Annotated in this window: 9 protein-coding genes; 4 read left to right on the top strand and 5 right to left on the bottom strand. The window is 61.3% G+C overall.

What is annotated here, in order from left to right; translation table 11 throughout:
• Positions 1 to 26 precede the first annotated feature (26 nt).
• The 3 genes from ACJ2A4_RS06015 to ACJ2A4_RS06025 all read left to right on the top strand — a co-directional run bounded on the left by ACJ2A4_RS06015 (position 27) and on the right by ACJ2A4_RS06025 (position 3599).
• Positions 27 to 503, top strand: a complete 477-nt coding sequence (locus tag ACJ2A4_RS06015) for a (2Fe-2S)-binding protein (RefSeq protein WP_408874019.1) — start codon at positions 27 to 29, stop codon at positions 501 to 503.
• A complete protein-coding gene (locus ACJ2A4_RS06020) occupies positions 496 to 2811 on the top strand; it encodes a molybdopterin cofactor-binding domain-containing protein (RefSeq protein ID WP_408874020.1) in 2316 nt (771 codons plus the stop codon). Before ACJ2A4_RS06015 ends, ACJ2A4_RS06020 begins: the two co-directional genes overlap by 8 nt.
• Before the next feature lie 194 nt (positions 2812 to 3005).
• The gene (locus ACJ2A4_RS06025; RefSeq protein ID WP_408874021.1) at positions 3006 to 3599 is read left to right on the top strand and encodes a DUF4339 domain-containing protein; all 594 of its coding nucleotides are present in this window, start codon (positions 3006 to 3008) and stop codon (positions 3597 to 3599) included.
• A gap of 4 nt (positions 3600 to 3603) precedes the next feature.
• Here the strand turns inward: ACJ2A4_RS06025 and ACJ2A4_RS06030 are convergent, their stop codons facing one another.
• Together ACJ2A4_RS06030 and ACJ2A4_RS06035 are read right to left on the bottom strand one after the other, a co-directional pair.
• Positions 3604 to 4644, bottom strand: coding sequence for a glycosyltransferase (locus ACJ2A4_RS06030; RefSeq protein ID WP_408874022.1), 1041 nt, complete (start codon positions 4642 to 4644; stop codon positions 3604 to 3606).
• Between the two features lie 39 nt (positions 4645 to 4683).
• Positions 4684 to 5223 (bottom strand): hypothetical protein, encoded by a 540-nt coding sequence (locus ACJ2A4_RS06035; protein WP_408874023.1) that lies wholly within the window; start codon positions 5221 to 5223, stop codon positions 4684 to 4686.
• A gap of 179 nt (positions 5224 to 5402) precedes the next feature.
• On the opposite strand from ACJ2A4_RS06035, the gene ACJ2A4_RS06040 reads away from it, so the two are divergent.
• Positions 5403 to 8102, top strand: a complete 2700-nt coding sequence (locus tag ACJ2A4_RS06040; RefSeq protein WP_408874024.1) for a M16 family metallopeptidase — start codon at positions 5403 to 5405, stop codon at positions 8100 to 8102.
• Positions 8103 to 8255: 153 nt separating this feature from the next.
• On the opposite strand, the gene ACJ2A4_RS06045 is transcribed toward ACJ2A4_RS06040, so the two are convergent.
• The 3 genes from ACJ2A4_RS06045 to ACJ2A4_RS06055 are packed head-to-tail and all read right to left on the bottom strand — an operon-like array spanning position 8256 to position 15706.
• Positions 8256 to 9293: a glycosyltransferase gene (locus ACJ2A4_RS06045; protein WP_408874025.1), complete on the bottom strand. Its 1038-nt coding sequence runs from the start codon at positions 9291 to 9293 to the stop codon at positions 8256 to 8258.
• Between the two features lie 50 nt (positions 9294 to 9343).
• Positions 9344 to 12334 (bottom strand): glycosyltransferase, encoded by a 2991-nt coding sequence (locus ACJ2A4_RS06050; RefSeq protein ID WP_408874026.1) that lies wholly within the window; start codon positions 12332 to 12334, stop codon positions 9344 to 9346.
• Positions 12335 to 12358: 24 nt separating this feature from the next.
• Entirely contained in the window at positions 12359 to 15706 is a 3348-nt protein-coding gene (locus ACJ2A4_RS06055) for a glycosyltransferase (RefSeq protein ID WP_408874027.1), read from the bottom strand.
• Positions 15707 to 15920: the final 214 nt, after the last annotated feature.

Below are 15920 nucleotides of genomic sequence, written 5' to 3' on the forward strand. Positions count from 1 at the left end.
TCCGGGCAGGACTGGGAAAACAGGACATGACCACGAAATTTGAACTCAACGGACAGCCCGTTACGGTCGACGCCCCGGCAGATACCCCCCTGCTCTGGGTCATCCGTGACGACCTGAACCTGACCGGCACCAAGTTCGGCTGCGGCATCGGTGAATGCGGCGCCTGCACCGTCCATGTGGGCGGCCGCGCCACGCGCTCCTGCATCACGCCGCTCTCCGCCGTCGAAGGCGCCTCGATCACCACGATTGAAGGCCTCGACCCGGAAGGCAACCACGTCGTGCAGGTCGCCTGGCGTGACCAGCAGGTGCCGCAGTGCGGCTACTGCCAGTCCGGTCAGATCATGCAGGCTGCAAGCCTCCTGAAGGACTATCCGAACCCGACGGACAACCAGATTGACGGCGTGATGGGTGGCAGCCTCTGCCGCTGCATGACCTATATCCGCATCCGCAAGGCCATCAAGGAAGCTGCCTCAAGGCAGCAGGAAGGCGCCAACAATGGCTAAAATCGAACAGATTGCGAAAAAGAGCGACGCCACGCGCCTCTCCCGCCGCAACTTCCTGATGACGGCGGCCGGCGCCGGGCTGATGTTCGGTTTCGCCCGCAAGGCCGGCGCTGCCACGACGCTGCCGTCCGCCATGCCGCCGGAAGCCGCGTTCGAGCCCAACATCTGGTGCGCCATTGCTCCTGACGGGTCGATCAACGTCAACATCGTCCGCGCCGAAATGGGCCAGCATGTCGGCACCGCCCTCGCCCGCATCATCGCGGACGAAATGGACGCCGACTGGGACAAGATAAAGATCACGCAGGTCGACACCGCCCCGAAATGGGCCGGCAAGTACGTCACCGGCGGGTCCTGGTCCGTCTGGGATACCTGGGACACCTTCCGTCAGGCCGGTGCTGCCGCCCGCAGCGTGATGCTGACCGAAGGCGCAAAGCTTCTCGGCACCACGCCGGAACGCTGCACGGTCAGTGAAAGCGTCGTCTCCGCTGGTGGCAAGAGCGTCTCCTTTGGCGACATCGTTGCCCGCGCCAAGCCGACCCGGACCTTCACGCCGGAAGAAATGGCCAAGCTGCCGCTCAAGCCGACGGGCAACCGCCGCCTGATCAGCAAGCAGGTCCCGGCCCTCGACATCCCGGACAAGACAACCGGCAAGGCCATTTACGGCATCGACGTCAAGCTCGACGGCATGGTCTATGGCCGCCCGAAAATGCCGCCGACCCGCTACGCCGCCAAGGTCATCTCCGTGGATGACAGCGCCGCGAAGAAGATCCCGGGCTATGTGCGCTATGTGGTTCTGGACGATCCCTCGGGCATCGTTCCAGGCTGGGTCGTGGCGCTCGCCCAGACCTATCCTGCTGCGATCCGCGCTGCCGACGCACTGAAGGTCCAGTGGACTCCCGGCCCGACGATCAATGTCTCCGAGGCGGACATCATTGAGCACGGCCGCAAGCTGGCTGCTGATCCGAAGAACGGCACCCGCGTCTTCAACGACAAGGGTGTGGACGAAGCCCTGACCATCCATCCCGGTCAGGTTTTCGAACGCAGCTATACCTGCGCCTCGGTCGCGCATTACCAGCTTGAGCCGGTCAACGCCGTGGCCCGTCACATCGACGGCATGTGGGAAGTCCATACCGGCAACCAGTGGCAGTCCCTCATTCTGCCGCAGCTTGCCAAGGCGCTTCAGGTTCCTGAAGAGCAGGTCGTCATGCGCACCTACATGCTCGGCGGCGGCTTCGGACGTCGTCTGAACGGCGATTACTGCATCCCGGCGGCCCTGACCTCCAAGGCCATCGGTGGCGCACCGGTCAAGCTGATCCTGACCCGCTCCGATGACATGGAGCTGGATTCCATCCGCTCGCCGTCCATCCAGACGATCAAGGTCGCACTCGACAACGACCGCAAGAAGATCGTGGGCATGGACTATGTTGCGGTCGCCGGCTGGCCGACACAGGTCATGGCTCCGGCCTTCCTCGCCACCGGTGAAGACGGCAAGAAGTATGATCCGTTCGCCATCGCCGGTGCGGATCACTGGTACGAAACCGGTCCGACCCGCGTCCGCGCCATCAGCAACGACCTCGCCAATGCGACCTTCCGTCCCGGCTGGCTGCGTTCGGTCAGTGCCGGCTGGACGCCCTGGGCGCTGGAATGCTTCCTCGACGAACTGGCCCATTCCACCAAGCAGGACCCGCTGGCGTTCCGTCTGTCCATGTTCACGGCGCAGGGCCGTAACGCCGGTCAGGCTCCGAACTCCGTGGGTGGTGCCAAGCGTCAGGCCGCCGTGCTCCAGCGTCTGGCCGACAAGATCGGTTACGCCAACAAGCAGCTCCCGGCCGATACCGGTATCGGCATCGCCACCAGCTTCGGTCAGGAACGCGGCATGCCGACCTGGACGGCCGCTGCGGCGCAGATCCATGTCGACCGCAAGACGGGCGTCGTGACCTGCCAGAAGCTCTGGCTCGTCCTCGATGCCGGCACCATTGTCGATCCGGGCGGCGCACTCGCCCAGACCGAAGGTGCGGCACTGTGGGGCTTCAGCATGGCGCTGTTCGAGGGCACCGAGATCGTCAACGGCACGATCAAGGACCGCAACCTCAACACCTACACGCCGCTGCGCATCCCCGATGTGCCGGACATCGACATCGAGTTCATCCAGAACACCGAAAAGCCCACGGGCCTTGGTGAGCCGGGTGTGACAGTCGTCGCTCCCGCTATCGGCAACGCGATCTTCAATGCCGTGGGCATCCGCCTGCGTCACATGCCGATGCGCCCGGCCGATGTGCGCCGCGAGCTGCAGCAGCATAGAAGCTGATCCAGCCCGCACATCATGAGAAAGGCCGCAGCCCCGGATGGAGCTGCGGCCTTTTTCTTGTCTGTTCCAGGCCCTGAACACGCAACACTGACAGGATGGGTCTTGCCAAAAACCCCAAAAGTCGTGAGAGACTGACCCGTTCAGCAGGCAGCAGAAGCCGGAACGACGATGCGCCGCCGGAAAAAGGACGAACTGTGAGCTGGTTTTACGAAGAACACGGCACCCGCAAGGGGCCGGTCTCCGCGGACGGCATGAAAGCCCTCGTCACGGAAGGCATCATCGGACATGCCACCCTGTGCTGGACCGAAGAGTTCGGCGGTGAATGGCACCCAGCCGGAAGCTGCGTGTTCTGGCCCCCCCAGCCCGAAGGCGTCCCCCCGGCACTGCCCGCCAGCCTGATCTCGAACCGCTGGCTCTGGCTCAGCCTGGTCGGCCCGTTCTTCGGCAGCACGGCCGTCGACATTCTCCTGAGCTTCGGCCTTATCCCCGACATCGCCAGCAACATCGCCTCCATGGTGGTGAGCGTCGCCATTTTCTACGGCGCCCTCATCATGGACCGCCGCAGCCTGCTGGCCGCCGGCTTTCGGCCCGGCACGATCCTGTGGATTCTCCTGCCGCCGCTTTATTTCTGGCGGCGCATCCAGATCGTGGGCCACGGCATGCTGCTCTTTTTCCTGTCGATTCTGGTGTTCCTCTGGGAGTTCGTCCCAAGCGTCACGAATGGCTGGCACATCATGCCCAGCGAAGGCCTCTCAAGCTACGTCTCCCGCCGCTACTACGAGCTGTAAGCGCTCAGCAGTACCGGCGATAGAACGCCTCGACCCGACGCGCCGCCGTCCCGATCCGATAAGGCGACATGTCCCACTGGCGCGGCGCGGCCCCTTCCAGCCGCCGCAGCCCCGCTACCAGTGACGCCAGACATCCCGGCGCCACCAGACATTCCGGCGCCTCCGCCAGAATATCCGTCACACCACCCGCCGCCGTGGCACAGACCGGCAGCCCCGCCTCCATGGCCTCGAGCAGCACCAGCCCGAACGGCTCATGGCGGGACGGCACCACAAACGCATCCAGCGCCGCCAGCAGATCAGGCATATCCGTCCGGTACCCGGTGAAGAGGATCTCCGGACAGCCCTGCGCCGCACACTCCAGCACCGCACGTTCCGGACCATCCCCGATCAGCACGAGCCGCGTCTCCGGCCGCAGCCCTGCCTGCTTCCAGGCCTGAATCAACAGCCCGAAGTTCTTTTCCTCAACCATCCGCCCCGCCGCGCCGATTACGACGCCACCGTCCGGAATGTTCCACTCCCGTCGCATCCGCTCCCGCAAGGCGGCACGATGTTCGGCCGTCGAACACGGCGGCACCGTCCAGTTCGGGATGAGGGTACAGCGCTCTCGCTGCCGGTCCGGCAACGCCTCACGCTGCCAGGATGCAATACAGACAAGCCCGTCATGCGTGCCATAGCTGCGACCACGATAGGATGTGTGCAGGGTCGCCACCACAGGCACTGACCCGGCCAGCCCTGCCCGCCGCAGCCAGCTTGCCCTTGCCGAGGCCCGACCCAGATGCGTATGGGCAATATCATGCCGCCCGCTGCGCAGTTCGGACGCCAGAGCCGACAGATACCCGCCCGCTCCCGCCCGCACGATTTTCACATCCGGACACAGAAACCCGCTGATATCCCCGCCCGTCAGAGGATCGGCCGTCCTGCGGTTGAGCAGCAGTGTGACGTCATGATCCCGCGCCTGAATGGCCGACAGCTCCGCGAGATGACGCTCCGTCCCCGCAAATTCCCGAGTAGAGAGGCAGTGCAGAATTCTCAGTCGGGAAGTCACGCGCTTATTCCTTCACAGGCGTGTCGAGAGAACGGACTGTCAGGTGTTGTTGAGCCGGCCTCCGGCGCCCCAGACACCCTCGATGACCGGACCTCCGCGGGTGGACATGCGCCGATAGGGCGGACGCGGCTGACACGCCACGAGATAAAGCCCGACCGTGAACAGGACCTGCGAAATCGTGGTCAGCTGCGTCACGAGCCAGACGATGCCCGGTGCCCCCATGCCCCGGAAGAACTGGTAGATCAGAAACGCCAGCGACAGCAGCCGCATGGCCCGCAGCAGTGGCCGCAGCGGATTGAGCATCCCCGGCCGCACCAGCGGCGCCGAACGCTTCATGCCAAGGAAGAACGCAAGGCTGATGCACCAGATCAGCGCACTGTCGATCATGTTGCCCAGCGTCGCCCCGAACAGCAGCATCGGCAGCACGAGCGACAGCCCGTCCAGCATCAGCGCCCCGAGCTGACAGCTCAGACCAAGATGAAGCGCCGTCAGACGTTCAGGAAGCCGGTCCGCCAGCGGCTGGAACAGCCGGTCGATCAGCCAGTCATCAACCCGGGCAATGCGTTCAGATAAAGTCATTGCCCGCAGTTTAGCCAGCGCCCCGCCCCTCTGCACATAATTTTTTCTTCATCCAACGGTCAGATACACCGCCCCCAACCCGCGCTAGACATGCTGGACAGGGACCGGAACAACCGGTTTACTCCTTTGTGAAATTTATGTTTCCCCTGCACGTTCCCCTGCCGGAAAGTTCTGAACACATGTCCGCACTCTCCCGTCTGTCCCGCCTGTCACTGCTGGCCGCCTCCATGCTGGCGTCGCCGGTGCTCGCGGGCGCCCATGCCGCACCCGCCGTCGCACCCGCGACAAGTGCTGCCCCGGCAACGGTGACGCGGGCCACGCTCTCCAACGGCCTGCGGGTCATCGTGGTGCGCGACACTCTCGCTCCGGTCGTGCAGACCATGCTGAACTACGAAACCGGCTCCGTGAACGCCCCCAAGGGCTTCCCCGGCACGGCCCACGCCCTTGAGCATATGATGTTCAACGGCTCGCAGACCCTCTCACGCGACCAGCTTTCCACCATCAGTGCGCAGCTCGGCAATAACGACAACGCCGACACCACATCCGACGTCACGCAGTATTATTTCAAGGCCCCCGCCAGCGACCTCGACGTCCTGCTGCGCATTGAGGCCGGACGTATGCGCGGCCTGAACATCACCGAAGCCGAATGGGCGCATGAGAAAGGCGCGATCGAACAGGAAGTCTCCCGCGATCTTTCCAGCCCGCTCTACCGCTACCTCTCGCAGATCCGCGCCGCCCTCTATGCCGGCACGCCCTACGAACAGGACGCCCTCGGCACCCGCCCGTCCTTTGACGCGACAACCGCGCCCATGCTGAGGAAGTTCTATGAGTCCTGGTACGCGCCCAACAACGCCGTGCTGGTCATCACCGGCGATGTGGACCCGCAGGACACGCTGAAGAAGGTGCAGGCCGCTTTTGGCAGCATCCCGGCCTCTACCCTGCCCGAGCGTGGCACCGTTTCTCCCACCCCAGCGAAGGCGCAGAGCATTGCGCTCGACACCGATTTGCCGATCGGCCTCGTGACCATGGCCTGGCGGATGCCCGGCCAGCGCGATCCCGACTACGCTGCAACCACCCTGCTCGCCGATGCCATCAGCAGCCAGCGCGCCGCCCTGTTCGACCTCGTGCCGTCAGGCAAGGCGCTAGATACCGGCTTCATGTATGACCCTGAGGCGCAGGCCGGTCTGGGCGTCGTCTATGCAGGCTTCCCCAAGGGTGCCAACCCGGACGCCCTGCGGACCAGCGTCGCTGCCATCATGGAGAATTTCCGCACCCACGGCATCCCGGCAGAGCTGATCGAAGCCGCCCGCCGCAAGGAAATCGCCTCGCTTGAGTTCAATGCCAACAGCATTTCCGGCCTCGCGGAAAGCTGGTCGCAGGCCATCGCCATCCAGCACCTGAACGACCCGCAGGACATGCTGGCCGCCTTCCGTAACGTCACCAAGGAACAGGTTGACGCGCTGGCCAAGAAGCTGCTCGACCCCGCCCACGCCATCACCGCCACCCTGACGCCGAGCCCCTCGGGCAAGCCGGTCGGCCAGAAAGGCTTCGGCGGCGCGGAATCCTTCAACACGCCGCCTTCCGGCAAGGTCGCCCTGCCGGACTGGGCACAGCAGGCCCTCGCCCGCCTGACCATCCCGGCCGCAGCCCCGCTTCCAGCGGCCTATACGCTGCCAAACGGCCTGCATCTTCTGGTCCAGCCCGAACATGTCAGCCACACCGTCGAACTGATCGGCCGCATCCGCCAGAACGCGGACCTTGAACAGCCCGCCGGTCAGGAAGGCGTGGCGGCCGTCACCGAGGAGATGTTCCTCTATGGTAGCAAGACGCATGACCGTCTGGCCCTCGCCCGCGCCCTCGATGACCTTTCAGCGGACGAAGACGCCGGCCCGTCCTTCTCGCTCAGCACGCTGACGCCGAACTTTGAGAAAGGCCTCGCCCTGCTGGCCGATCACGAGCTGAACCCGGCCTTCCCGGAAAAAGCCTTCCGCATCACCCAGATGCAGACGGCCCAGGCCCAGGCTGGCGAACTCCAGTCGCCGGGCTACCGCTTCGGCCGCGCCGCCCGCAAGGCGCTGGTTCCCCCGCAGGATCCCACCCTGCGTGAAGCGACTCCCGCCACGATCGGCAAGCTCACGCTTGCGGACGTGCAGGCCTATTACGCCCATGCCTACCGGCCGGACCTGACCACCATCGTCATCGTCGGCGACATCACCCCTGAAGCCGCAAAGGCCGACGTGGAAAAGGCGTTCGGCGGCTGGAAGGCCACAGGTCCCAAACCCGCCGTCGATCTGCCCACGATCCCGCTGAGCCGCACCTCGCAGGCCGTCGTGGCTGATCCGGGGCGCTCGCAGGATGAGGTCAAGCTCGTCGAGACCATCGGCATGAAAGTGACCGATCCCGACCGCCATGCGCTTGCCGTCGGCAACACGATCCTCGGGGATGGTTTCTCCTCGCGCCTGATGCAGGATCTGCGCGTGAAGACGGGCTATGTCTATGGCGCCGGAAGCGACCTCTCCTATTCCCGCACCCGCAGCGGCTTCGGCATCACCTTCGGCGCCGATCCGGACAAAGTCAGCAAGGCCCGTGCGCTTGCGGTCAAGGATGTCGAGGACATGCGCAACGCTCCCGTCTCGCAGGAGAGCCTCGATCTCGCCAAGGCCACGCTGCTGCGCAGCCAGCCCATGTCCCGCGCCAGCTTCAGCGCACTGGCCGGAAGCTATTTGTCCCTGATCGCCTTGGACCTGCCGCTGGACAGCCCGGCCAAGGCCGCACAGGCGATCTACGACATGAAGCCCGAACAGGTGCAGGCCGCCTTCCGCAAATGGATCCGCCCCACCGATCTCGCCCAGATCGTCATGGGTCCCCAGCCGAACTGATCTTCCCTTCCGGCACAACACGAAAAGGCCACGGACTGCTCCGTGGCCTTTTTTCATGCTTAACGCCTGAACTCCGGAAACAAAAAAAGCCGGAGACACGCTCCGGCTTTCTTCAGGTTCAGGCAAGGAAAGAACGTCAGATCAGACCGCCCCTCAGCCGATCAGCCCCTCATCCTTGAGCACGCGCAGCGCATACTGGATGCGGTGCTTGTACAGATGCTCGGCCTGCGTGCGGGCCTGCGCCTTGCGCGCCATCGCCACACGCAGATCATTGTTGTTGAGATAGGTCGCCACCAGTCGCTCGAAATCCACACGGTTGGAGAACACCGGGATCTCGTCTGCGGAGTAATAGCGGCGGATCTCATGCGTATCCTCATGGAACACCTGGAACGCCCCGGCCAGAGCCGCCTCGAACGTCCGCGGTCCCGGCGTGGACGGCGCAATAATGAAGCGCTTGTTCTCGAAGCTCAGCGAACGGCCAAGGTTCAGAACCAGCTTGGAGCGGCGATAAAGCTCCACGAGTTGGGACTTCTCGATCCGCGCATCGGAGAACCCGATCCCTAGTTCGCCCCAACCCGGTCCGACGATCTTGATGTTCAGGTTCCGCAGGGCAGGCAGCAGGTTGCGCACGATGTCCTTGCGGTTCGTGAACGCCACGCCGCAGAACAGAACATCGATCGTCTTTTCGGAATCCGCTTCGATTTCGCCGTAATGCAACTTCGGGCTGGCTGCCAGCGGCAGATGGAACACCCGCTCACGCTGATAGAAGTTATGCCCCCAGCGGTCACAGGAGAAGATCACATCGAAATCATCGGCGATGCGATAGTTCGCATCCTGCTCATAGGGATCTTCCGTCGCCCAGAACACCGTCACCGCGCCGATCTTCTTCGCCTCGCGGCAGACCTCGCCGAAATACGTGCTTTCCGGAAGATAGGAGCCGATGGCGAACACGATCGTCGGCTTCAGGATCCGGATCGAGCTTGCAGCAGCCGAGATATGAACCGCAGTGATATTATCCTCGCCAAAACAGTCCGCCCAGCCATCCATGATGGACTCACGGATCTGGGCGTTGGCCTGGCTCTCATACCGGCCCCCGCTGCAGACAAGAACACGCCCGGTCAGGCCCGTATCCGTCCCGGCGTCCGCATTCGCTGCCATGGGCTCCACGATCGCTTCATTCACTGCGTCCATAGCCTTCCTGCTCTCCTCAAACCTTCCTGAACCGGATCTCTCCGGTCATGTCATGCAATGCAGCTCTGAACAATTTCTGACAGCGCCTGCCGGAACCGGACCGGAGAACAGTCCCGCTCGACAGCCGCCAGCGCGCCCTGCCTCAGCTTTTCCCACAGTTCCCTATCCTGATAAAGCCGGACCACCGCCGCCGCAAACGCTTCCGCATCATTCGCCGGCGCGGAAAGCAGCTCAACTCCATCGGTCCAGCCCACCTCGTCCTGAAGCAGCGTCGTCACCACCTGCGGCAGTCCATAGGACGCCGCCTCATGAACCTTGAACGGAACCCCACCTGCAAACCTTGTCGGCGCCACAAAGACCCGGTGCCGGTCAAACAGCTCCCGCGGATCTCCAACCGGTCCCACGATCTCCACCCGGTCATTCGTCGAAAACACCGTCATATCCACCCCCGGTCCCACAAACCCGGCAATGGTGAAATGGACATCCGGTGGCAGAACCCCATCCAGCAATGGCACCACCTTTTCCACGAACCAGACGAGGCTGTCGTGATTGGGGGCGCCCTCATCGTGGATGGCTCCGAAGAAGAGAATGTTATGACGGTTTTCAAAGGTGGCGGGCGTGGGCTGGACATGAATTTCATGTCCCAGGACGGAGACATTTTCATAGCCCGCACGGCGTACAAGGCCGGCGTCATGAGAGGTCACCGTGATGATCTGCTGGCAGAATCTGGCACAGTCCAGTTCCTGCTGCAGCATCTCGTCAAAACTGATATCCGGTTCAGGAAGACCCAGAACCCGGATACGCTCCATCGTACGTGGCGTGGCGATCACTTCCGTATCCAGGACGGGTCCCGACGCCGGAAGATAGCGGCTCGACTTATTCAGCAAGGGCAGAAGACGGGCCATGTTATGTGTGCGGCCGATCCAGACCAGATCGTAATATCCGACGCGCTCCTGGATGAAGTCGGCGAAACTGGACAGATCCTGGTTGACGATCAGTTCCACCGTTTCAGGAAAATCCCCGAACAGATCAATGGCCGTCTGGTCCCTGAGCAGGACCGGGAATACCGTGACCTGATATCCCAGAGCCGTCATCTCACGGATGATGTCATTGGAGCGGACATAACCTGATCCAAGGCGGCGCAGGGGCAGACGGTCCTCGATGAAGAGCACCCGCTTGCGCTGGCTGACCCGGTGTTCCCGGCCCAGGATGGCATTGCGGATATGGGCCGGCTGCTGATGGCGCAGGAAATCCTGCTGCAGCCGGGCGAAGGTTTTCAGATTACCGCGGATCAGCGCATGAGATCCGGCCGCTCCTGAACTTCCGAATTCCAGATGCTCGATGACGACGCCTGGATCATAGACGATACGCATCCCTGTCTTGAGGATACGGACGCAAAGATCCGCGTCTTCGAAATAGGCCGGCATGTAACGGGGATCATACCCTCCAAGGCGACGGAGCAGGGCCGTGCGGACCATGAGGAAGGCTGCCGAACAGTAATCGACATCCCTGACGAAATTGGCATTCGTCAGGTTCGGATCATCTTCGCGAAGGTACCCATAGGTCGCACCGTCCCGCCAGATAATGGAACCGGCTTCCTGAAGGCGCATGTTGGTCCGGATCAACTTGCCACCGACGGCCCCGATATTGGCCTCGGCGCGCAGCCGTTTCAGGGCATGGACAATGGCGTGAGGATAGAGGCGGATATCATTGTTCAGATACAGGACAAACGGTGCTTCTGCCTTCTCCAGCGCGAGATTGCAGCCCTGAAGATAGCCGATATTGTGCCGGTATCGCAGAATCGTGGCGCCCTGGACCATCTGTCCGATATGACGGGTCTGATCGTGCGAGCCGGAATCCACGAGCACAAGCTGAATGGCGCCGGCGTAGTTGGCGCGAAGTGAAGCCAGAGCCTGCGCCGTCAGGGCGATCCGGTCATAGACAACCATCAGAACGCTGATTTCAGGAATACCGTGAACGGTAAAATCCAGAGGATGACGGACCAGCGACGGCAGGATGGCTTCGGCTTCGCGCTCGAACAGGAGCCTCGACTGTTCTTCGGGAAGCTCGGACACAGCGGCAAGGGCTGCTATCCGCCCTTTCCCCAGTCCCGTCCTGCCGGCAACCAGATGGGCAAATGCGCTGTCATAAAGCCGGTTGCGGACGTCGTTACGGACCTGTGCCTGCGCCATATGGGCAGCGAGGTCCACATCTTCCTTCGGAGTGCGGCCTTCATGCATACCGTAACGAACGAAATGGTCGTAGCCGTTACGAAAATATCCATGCTCCAGCGAAGGCACTATGTCCGGATGGGCCTGTCGGTAGCACTCCTCGGAAAAGAACTCCTGCGGATCAAAAAGGCGCGGTGTCTCGTTGGTGAGGTAATGGTGCAGGGCGCTTGAATAATGTCCCGCAGCAATTTCCTGACGGACTTCGGGATAACGCGTCAGGTACCAGACCGGATCGAAATACCAGGAAACCCGGCCGGCATCGGCGACATGGGCCGGCAGACCAAGCCAGGAACCGAAGAGGCCAATCCGGCTGTCAAAATGGTCCGGGAATGTCAGCGCAAGTTCGCGGCAGAGTTCATCGTCAAAGAAATGATGTCCGCGGTAATAATGGCTTTCCCCGATCTCCAGGTAATGATCATAGCCATTCCGGAAGCCGTTTTCGGTCAGAAAACGTTGTGAAAGCTCTGGATAGCGCCGACGATAACCGGGTTCATCAAACAGCCAGTGCGGAGAATGGGTCTTGTACCCGGTCTCCGTATAATGCTCAAAGCCCGAAGCCCATTCCTCCCGGATCAATCCCTGACGCACATCCTTGTATGCGTCGCGATACCACATTTCATCAAAATAGCGGTTTGGGGAATGTCCGTAATGCTGCCCGGTCTGCAGGTAGAATACATGCGGGTCTTCCTGCCCTTCTTCCTGCATCCAGTCCCGTACTTCGGGATAACGCAACAGATACCACTGCGTATCAAAGCGGGACCAGCGGGGTTCCCGCGTCTCGGATAACGGGGCTGAAACAGTTTCGGACATCAGGGCAAGCCTCCCGCTCGCAGGTCAGGAAACGATTTTTCCAGCGAGAAGACGCTCCCCGCGTTCGACGTTCTCTGTGTGCAGGTCGACATATTCCGCAGACAGGATGGCACCATTGTCGAATGTCACGGCAATATTCGTCATCCTCGAGGCGTAGACGTCTCCCACGACATTCACGAGAATGAAGCGGTAGACGCCATCGAGCGGACGGGCATAGCCTTCGCGCGACATGAACGTACCGCTGAACCCGGAACAGAGCGGCGCATCGCGATGCGCTGACCCGACATCAGCGCGGATCACACGCTCCAGCGCAAAGAACACGATCTCGTCACGGCTTTCCGAAACCAGCCCACCATAGACCTGGCCGGCACGGGACAGATTGCGGAAGAATATCCAGCCACGGACCGACAGAGGACCATCCGGTGTCAGTTCAGCAGGCGGATCGCCAGCCAGTCCCGTGAAATCATCGATGGCATAATCCAGCGCGCCGGAGGTGTAAGGATGCATGTGATGCTTGCCGACATTCGACAGCTTCACATCACGCATCAGACCGTCACTATGGGACACGCGGCGGAAGTCGGACAGGATCAGGTCGTTGGAAGGAGCAGAACGGATAATCTTCCGGATCTGGCCGCCTTCGACCTCGATCTGCATGGACGTCAACTGGAACGCTCCCTGCCCGTTGATCACGTTGATCAGACCAATCCGGAAACGCCCTTCACACCATTTACCACGCAGGGCGACCTTGCCTGAAAAACCGGCACGACGGGGCGCATTTGTGAAGAGTTCCGCGATATCAGTCCGGATTTCACGCTGACATTCGAGAAAAATCATGGCGCTGTCGGGATCTTCACCGAGCAGGACCGTGAACATCTGGCCAGCGGAACTGATACCGGGAAGGATCATCCACCCGCGGATATGAAATTCGGGAGAGCCTTCGAAAGGTTTCTCCTCAGTATCAGAGAAGATGTGGTGACAGATGTCATCAATATAACATTCGCCCCCCTGTACCGAGAACCAGTCCAGAACCGGAACCGGCATTTCGACGGACAGGTCACGTGCCGTCGGCGGATCGAAGATATGACGCGGCGGAGCCTGATGACGCCAGGTTGCGTGGGGCAGCAGGTGGACCTGCCCTGCATCCAGACGCAGTTCCGACACACCCATGTCACGGCGGGGCGCCATGTCGTGATAAAGTGCCAGCAACTCGTCCGCGTAGTCACGCGCATGGGTCCAGAGCGCGGGCGTGATGTTCTGCATGATCTGGCGACGCAGCGGTTCGGAAGAACGCAGCAGTTCCAGCCGTTCGAGCACCATGCTTGGGCGACTGATGGGAACCTTGAAACCATTGACACCATCTTCGACCCGGTCTCCCAGAGCCCCCACATCGGTTACGATGGGGACCAGACCATTCTGCCAGGCTTCAGAGAGGGATATGCAGTATGTCTCGGGCCAGATTGACAGATTCAGCGCAACATCCGCGACCTTCAGCGCCTCGATATCGCCCATCTCATACCGGCCATAGATCTTGACATGCGGACGCGGGACCGAGGTCAGAACGGCTTCATATTCCGGATGCACATACCCGAAGATGTGGAAAACGAAATGGTCCGGATGGGCGATATCGATCAGGTTGAGGATCGTATCGGCACCTTTGGTGCGCAGGAAGTTTCCGATGATCGCAACGCCAAGAGGACGGTCTCCCAGCGGCTCGTAGGGCTTCATCAGAACGGGAACGGTATTGTCGGGGCTTGGGATGCCCATGACAAGACTGCGCTTGGTATCAAGAACCGGATAGATCTCGTGCGTCAGGTTCCGTGAATGATCTGTTCCGAACAGGATGGCGTCAACGGAATGGAGCATCTTGGCCACGAAGGCACGGCGGGTCTGTTCACCGCCATGTTCGACATTTTCCGATGCCTTGAGCGTGATGTCGGACGCAAGGACGGAACGGACCTCGTCCTCTACATAGCGGAGTTCATGATTGAGAAGATTGTAACGGGCGGAAAGCAGCCAGAAATCATGCGCTGAGAAAATCACACCGGCGCCACTGGCCTTTGCGATGATTGGCAGCGACAGTGCGTGGTGGCCCAGATGCTGAAAATGGACAATGTCGATATTGTACTGGCTGATGACACTGGAAAACGCCATTTCCTCCGGCGAATCACACATCGCGTCCTGCCAGCCCACTTCCGGCACATCGAAACGTTCAAGTTCGTGACCATTTGCCGTGGTCAGGCGGCAGGACCCTCCACGACGCAGCCAGTAGAAATATTCGACATCGCGCGACAGGAGTGTGCAGAGACCCTGCTGATAGACTTCAACACCGCCCCATGCCTGCTCATGAATTGTGGAATGCGTGCACATCAGCACACGCAGACGGCGACGACGCTGCAGGGGAGCCGGGCGCTGGGTCCGACGCCCGAAATCAGCTCCGGTGATTTCACGCATCTTCTCAAGGCGGTGCTCATAAAGATGCTGCGATACGACTGATTTCTGCGCGGCCAGAGCCGCATTGTGACGTGCGTCCTGCTGCTGGAGCAGCCCGGCAATAGCATCCACGACCTGATTGGCATTCCGCGCCAGGGCAATCCCATCTACGGTCTCGAAATACTCGGCACTCATGCTTTCGGGTGCTTCGACGACCTGGGCGGCACCTGCGAGCGCAAGTTCGAAGAAACGCGGTCCCGGAGCCGTAGCCTGGCTGACGTCACCATGGCTGGCATAATCACGGAACATGGTCAGGGTGACGGCGCTGACATTCGCGAAATCAATGAAGGCTTCATGGCTGATCGGACGCTGGATGGCCAGCGCCGCCAGATCAGCCGGCAGGGGCGGCAGGAATTCGTTGGTCGGGCAGACAAGCTTGAGGCGGGCATCAGGGAATGCGGCGATCACCTTGCGCAGGGTATGGACCCGGTTGGGCCACATCGTCCCGGCAAAGAAGATGTCATATTCCAGTTCGGAAGCGGGAAGAACCGGTCTTTCATGAATCGACGGGCTGGCGGCCAGCGGAAGATAGTGTCCCTTGCCGTGATAGTACTCTGCACAGGACGGATCATTCGTGAAGACGTAGTCGAAAAGCCCGGCATTTTCGACATTGAAGTCCCGCATGAACGGATCTTCAAAGGTCCACAGGATCATGGTGCTGAATGCGGGTCGGACACGGCGGATGAGCGGCAGATTGATACGCTGGGCATCAAGACAGATCAGAACATCATGTTCGCCCGAAGCAGCGATACCTGCCAGACTCATGTTGTCTGCAACGACAACCTGTTCCTTACCAAAAAGCGACTGTGCCGCCCTCTGTACGGCGAGGGTCAGATAGGAATTGGGATTGTGGGTATAGTTCGTATTGTAAATAACCGCCATCAAACTTCTGGGCGCGGACGCCCACTCCCACTTCTAACTGAACCGCCGCTTTTTCAGGACATCAAGCGTTTCAATGGCATTAATATCCCTTATCTTTTGTAGCTTATGAATTGAAAGATCAAAAGCCCATCGCAAAACATTAACGCCAAACTAAAAAAGGGCCGCCGAAGCGACCCTTTTCATATCCGACCGGGAGAGGAGACCCTCTCCCGGT

Origin of the sequence: Gluconobacter roseus (assembly GCF_046058915.1) — a bacterium.
GTDB classification, from domain to species: Bacteria; Pseudomonadota; Alphaproteobacteria; order Acetobacterales; family Acetobacteraceae; genus Gluconobacter; species Gluconobacter roseus_A.

Bases quoted from the DNA above. Each gene is read 5' to 3' on its own strand.
- ACJ2A4_RS06015 (WP_408874019.1), top strand. From the start codon at position 27: ATGACCACGAAATTTGAACTCAACGGACAGCCCGTTACGGTCGACGCC.
- ACJ2A4_RS06020 (WP_408874020.1), top strand. From the start codon at position 496: ATGGCTAAAATCGAACAGATTGCGAAAAAGAGCGACGCCACGCGCCTC.
- ACJ2A4_RS06035 (WP_408874023.1), bottom strand. From the start codon at position 5,223: ATGACTTTATCTGAACGCATTGCCCGGGTTGATGACTGGCTGATCGAC.
- ACJ2A4_RS06040 (WP_408874024.1), top strand. From the start codon at position 5,403: ATGTCCGCACTCTCCCGTCTGTCCCGCCTGTCACTGCTGGCCGCCTCC.
- ACJ2A4_RS06045 (WP_408874025.1), bottom strand. From the start codon at position 9,293: ATGGACGCAGTGAATGAAGCGATCGTGGAGCCCATGGCAGCGAATGCG.
- ACJ2A4_RS06050 (WP_408874026.1), bottom strand. From the start codon at position 12,334: ATGTCCGAAACTGTTTCAGCCCCGTTATCCGAGACGCGGGAACCCCGC.
- ACJ2A4_RS06055 (WP_408874027.1), bottom strand. From the start codon at position 15,706: ATGGCGGTTATTTACAATACGAACTATACCCACAATCCCAATTCCTAT.